The 4,940-nt window shown below is 67.4% G+C and carries 4 protein-coding genes; 2 read left to right on the top strand and 2 right to left on the bottom strand.

From position 1 onward, the window contains the following. Nucleotides 1–259 precede the first annotated feature (259 nt). Both IOC69_RS07765 and IOC69_RS07760 read right to left on the bottom strand, forming a co-directional pair. Entirely contained in the window at nucleotides 260–1,741 is a 1,482-nt protein-coding gene (locus tag IOC69_RS07765; protein ID WP_290542978.1) for an FGGY-family carbohydrate kinase, read from the bottom strand. Then, nucleotides 1,738–2,835 (bottom strand): M42 family metallopeptidase, encoded by a 1,098-nt coding sequence (locus IOC69_RS07760; protein ID WP_290542977.1) that lies wholly within the window; start codon nucleotides 2,833–2,835, stop codon nucleotides 1,738–1,740. Before IOC69_RS07760 ends, IOC69_RS07765 begins: the two co-directional genes overlap by 4 nt. A 77-nt stretch (nucleotides 2,836–2,912) precedes the next feature. On the opposite strand from IOC69_RS07760, the gene IOC69_RS07755 reads away from it, so the two are divergent. Further along, a complete protein-coding gene (locus tag IOC69_RS07755) occupies nucleotides 2,913–3,911 on the top strand; it encodes a sugar phosphate isomerase/epimerase family protein (RefSeq protein WP_290542976.1) in 999 nt (332 codons plus the stop codon). Further along, entirely contained in the window at nucleotides 3,908–4,768 is an 861-nt protein-coding gene (locus IOC69_RS07750; RefSeq protein ID WP_290542975.1) for a PfkB family carbohydrate kinase, read from the top strand. Before IOC69_RS07755 ends, IOC69_RS07750 begins: the two co-directional genes overlap by 4 nt. Nucleotides 4,769–4,940: the final 172 nt, after the last annotated feature.

Here is a 4,940-nt window from a genome sequence, read left to right as displayed (position 1 = left end):
CTTCGTTGGGGTCCCCTCCTCTCCCGCCTTGCGGGAGAGGACGAGAGTCAGAGAAATTCCTTCGCCGCCGGATAAAGGCCGCGGAACACCGCGTGCCTTCGTCTTCTCCCGCTCCTTCAGCGGGAGAAAAAGGGACCCGTTGCGTGCGCAACGGGGAGATGAGGGGGATGTCGGCTGAAGGTGTGGAGTTCGTGTCCCCTCACCTACCCCAACTTCGTTGGGGTCCCCTCCTCTCCCGCCTTGCGGGAGAGGACGAGAGTCAGAGAAATTCCTTCGCCGCCGGATAGAGGCCGCGGAACACCGCGTGCTGGCGGTCATACATCGGTTTCAGCTCAGGCTTCGGCGCGATGGACGAGGCCACCGGGTTCCAGCGGTCGAGGTCGGCTGCCGTCACATCACCCAGGGCCAGTGCCGCGAGGAAGGCATCGCCATATGACGCGCCGATGGTCTTCTGCCGCAGCACCTGGGTGATGCCGCCGATGTCGGAGGTGGCTTGCGTCCACACGCGGTTCTTCGTTCCGCCGCCCACGGCATGGATGGCGCGCGGGGCCTGGCCCGCTTCCGCATAGGTCTCGAACACATGGCGCGTGCCATGGGCGATGCCCTCCAGCACGGCGCGGAACATGTCAGCCCGCGTGTGGGTGAGGTCGAGGCCGAAGAGGATGCCCATGGCCCTGGTGTCATGGATCGGCGTGCGCTCGCCGGAGAAGTAAGGAAGCAGCACGAGGCCCCTGGCGCCGGGCGGCGAGCCCTCCGCCTCCCGCGCCAGTTCGGTCACCGCCGTGTCCTGCGGCAATTCCTTCGCGAAGTTGTCGCGGAACCAGTGGGTGAGCGTGCCGCTGGTGGACAGGCCCGCCATGGACGCATGCTGGCCGGGGAACAGCCAGGGCGCATACCACAGCCTGGCGTCACGCACGCGCCCGGGCGTGATGAGGATGATGAAGATGGTGGAGCCATACATCAGCATCAGGTCGCCCGCGTTCAGCACACCGGCGCTGACGGCCTCCGCCGCCGCATCGATGGTGCCCGCGATGACGGGCGTTCCTTCGGCGAGGCCCGTTTCGGCAGCGGCCCGCGCGGTGACGTGGCCCGCGATGTCAGTGGTCCACATGAGCTCCGGCAGCATGTCCATCGGGATGATGCCGGGCGCCAGCTCGCCGCTCCAGCCCTGCTCGTCCACGAGATAGAAGGGGCTGAAATTGCCCGCCGAATAATGGTCGATGGTGTAGCGCCCGGTGAGGCGGTGAACGAGGAAGGAGCTGGAATTGAGGATCTTGTGGGTGCGGGCGAAGATTTCGGGCCGGTTGCGCCTGAGCCACAGGATCTTGGGGCCGACCGCCTGCGAGGTGAGCGCGTTGCCGCAGCGACCGAGAATGACGTCCGCGCCGATCTGTTGCGTGAGGTCGCCGATCTCCGTGGCGGCGCGGGTATCGACGCCATAGAGAACAGCGTTCATCAGCGGAGCGCCCGCTTCATCCACCGGCAGCATGCAGGGCCCGATGCCGCTCGCCCCGATGGCGGCGATGGAGGAGGCTGCGATGCCGCTCCCGGCCAGCATGTTGCGCGTCACGAAGACGAAATCGCCCCACCAATCCTGCCCGGCGTCATGCTCCGCCCAGCCGGGCTGCGGCACCTGCATGCGGTGCGCGCGCGCCGCCTGCGCCACGATTTCGCCCGTGGCGGAGACGATGACGCCCTTGGTTTCAAAAGTTCCGATGTCGACGCCGAGATAGTGCTTCATTCGGCGTAACCGTCCCTGTCGAGCGAGAAGCGGGTGTCGATGCGCTGCAATGCGCCGATGACGAGCCGTGTCAGGCTTTCGAGATCGGCGAGATCGCAGACTTCCAGCGCCGAATGCGTGTAACGCGCGGGGAAGCCCATGTCGATGCAAGCCACACCCTTGCCGACGAGCTGCACATAGGAGGTCTCGGTGAGGGCCCCGATGTGGGCGGAGCGCTGGAGATTGATGTTCTCCGCATCGGCCGTGCCCTGGAACAGCCGCACGAGAGCGGGATGCGGGATGCAGCCGTTGAGCGTGCCGCGGCCGTGGAAGCTGAACATGCTCATCACCGGCCCCGCGCCCAGCCGCACGTCACCGCGCTGGCCCATGTCCGGCGTGTCGGTGGCGAGCGCCAGATCGAGCTGGATGCAGATGCCGGGCTGCAGCACCTGGGCGGCCGTGACGGCGCCGCGCAGATTGAACTCCTCCAGCACCGAGAAGACGAGGTGAATGGTGGGCCTCACATCCTTCGCCGCGCGGGCGAGTTCCAGCAGCACGGCGCAGGCGGCACGGTCATCGACCGAGGTGCCGCCGATGCGTCCGCCCGCCAGTTCGACAAAGTTGGGCGCATAGACGATGGGCGTTCCCACATTGACGCCGGCCTTCAGCGCCTCCGCCGCGTCCGGGAACCCACAGTCGATGTAGAGCTCCTGATAGGGCAGCACGCGGTATTTCTCCTCCGGCGCGGTGGCGTGGTGGCTCTTGTTGGCGATGATGCCGGCAAGCGTGCGCCCGCCGCCCACCGACAGCAGCACCTCCTGCGCGGCCAGCGCCCGCTCCGGCACGCCGCCCACGCGCTCGGCGCGGATCAGCCCCGAGGCCTCGATCTTGCGGACGATGAGGCCCAGCTGGTCCATGTGGGCGATGAGCATGACGGAGGGCAGGCCGGCATCGCCCTCGACGGTGGCGATGAGGTTGCCCAGCATGTCGGTGCGGGACGCGATGCCAAGCTTCGAGAGCTCGCCCCTGATATAGCGCCTGACCGGACCCTCGAAGCCGGAGAGGCCGGGGATCATCATCAGCTCCCTCGTCCAGCGCTTGATCCGCTCCTGCATCGCCCCGCCTTCCCTTTCAATCCGGCCCCCGAATTGGTAACGGAAGGAGAGACCCGCCGCAAGCCAAGAGGCCGCCCGTGACCGCAGAGAAGACCCGCTTCGCCTATGCCACAAGGCTCAACGGCTTCAAGGCCGATGCGGCGAAGGTCTGGCCCGGCCGCAACCGCATCACGTCCCTTGACCTGATCGGGCGGGCCGCCACGGTGCCGGGGCTTTCCGCCGTGGACTTCAATTTTCCGGATCACCTTGAGGGAACCTCGGCGAAGGACATCCGCGCCAGGCTGGACAGCCTAGGCATCAGCCTCAACGGTTTCGCCATGCGCTATTATTCGGACCCCGGCTTCAAGAGGGGGGCGCTGTGCCACCCCGACAAGGCGATGCGCGCCAAGGCGCTGGACCTCACGCTGCGTGGGCTGGATGCATTGGCCGAGGCCGGCGGCGAACTGATGACGCTGTGGTTGGGGCAGGACGGCTTCGACTATTCCTTCGAGGCCGATTACCTGCGCCTGTGGGACGGGACGGCGGAGGCGCTGCGCGCGATCGCCGCGCATAACCCCGCGATCGACATCTCGATCGAATACAAGCCCAACGAGCCGCGCGCCTTCTCGCTGCTGCCCGATGTGGGCGCCACGCTGCTGATGGTCTCCGGCGTGGGCGCTTCGAACATGGGCGTCACGCTCGATTTCGCGCATGCGCTCTATGCCGGCGAGATGCCGGCCTATGCGGCGGCGCTCATCCACCGCCACAGCCGCCTGCTGGGGGTTCATCTCAACGATGGCCATGCCAGGCGCGATGACGGGCTGGTGGCCGGCAGCGTGCATGTGATCCAGACGCTGGAGCTGCTCCACACGCTGGACAAGCTCGGCTACCGCAACGCCATTTATTTCGACACTTTCCCCGATGCGGTGGGGCTTGACCCCGTGGCCGAATGCTCGGCCAACATCTCCGCCGTCGAGGGCATGTGCCGGGTGCTCGACCGGCTGCGCGGCAATGCCGCTCTCGATGCGGCGATTGCCGCGCAGGACGCGGTGGCGAGCCAGCGCATCCTGCAGTCGGCGCTTTATGGTGCGGCATGATCGACGTCGCCGTTGCGGGCAGCCTGCACCTCGACATTGTGGTGGAAGCCCCGCGCCTGCCGGGGCGGGATGAGACGCTGATCGGATCGTCGTGGCGCTACAAGTGCGGCGGCAAGGGCGGCAACCAGGCTGCCGCCGCGGCGCGCTGCGGCGCGCGCACGGCCTTCGGCGGCCGGACGGGACAGGATGATTTCGGCGAGCTGCTGCGCGCCAATCTCGTGGCGGCGGGCGTCGACATCGCGCATGTGGGAATCGATGCCGCGCACGGCAGCGGCATGAGCATTGCGGTCAGCGAGGCTGGCGGCGAATATGGCGCCGTCGTCGTGTCAGGCGCCAATCTCGCGATCGATGCGGACCGCGTGGCGCGGGACTGGGCACAACTCCTCGCCGCGAAGGTGCTGCTGCTGCAGAACGAAATTCCGGAAGCCGTGAACCTTGCCGCGGCGCGGGCCGCGAAGGCGCAAGGCGCCCGCGTGGTGCTCAATGCGGCGCCGGCGCGGAAGATGACGGCGGAGTTCCTCGCGCTTGTCGATTTGCTGGTGGTGAACCGCGTCGAGGCGGCGATGCTGTCTGGCGAGGATGACATGGGCACGGCGCTCGCCGCCCTGCATTCGCCCAGCCGCGACGTGGTGCTGACGGGCGGCGGAGACGGGTCGATGCTGATGAGGCGCGACGGCGTGCGGGCGGATATCCCGGCCCTGCCGGTGAAGCTCATCTCCAGCCATGGCGCGGGCGACTGTTTCTGCGGCGCGCTGGCGGCGCGGCTGGCGGCGGGAGACGGGATCGAGGCGGCCTGCCGTTTTGCAACGCAAGCAGCGGGCAAATTCGTATCGACCGCGCAGACCGGGCATGGCTAGAGCGGCGGGCGGTCATGCAGAATCGGGGTCTTTTCCCTCCCCCTCGTGGGGAGGGGCAGGGGCGGGGGGCCCAGGAGTCCAATTCTCAAAGACCTGAGCCGGTATGAACCTGCTACATCCCTGACAGAATAGACCGGCGACATTCCTGACAGTTTAGTTTGAGCCTTCATAT

Origin of the sequence: Aestuariivirga sp. (assembly GCF_020252405.1) — a bacterium.
Classification (GTDB): Bacteria; Pseudomonadota; Alphaproteobacteria; order Rhizobiales; family Aestuariivirgaceae; genus Aestuariivirga.
Note: the sequence above shows the minus strand (reverse complement) of the source record. Positions and strands in the feature narration are given on the sequence as shown.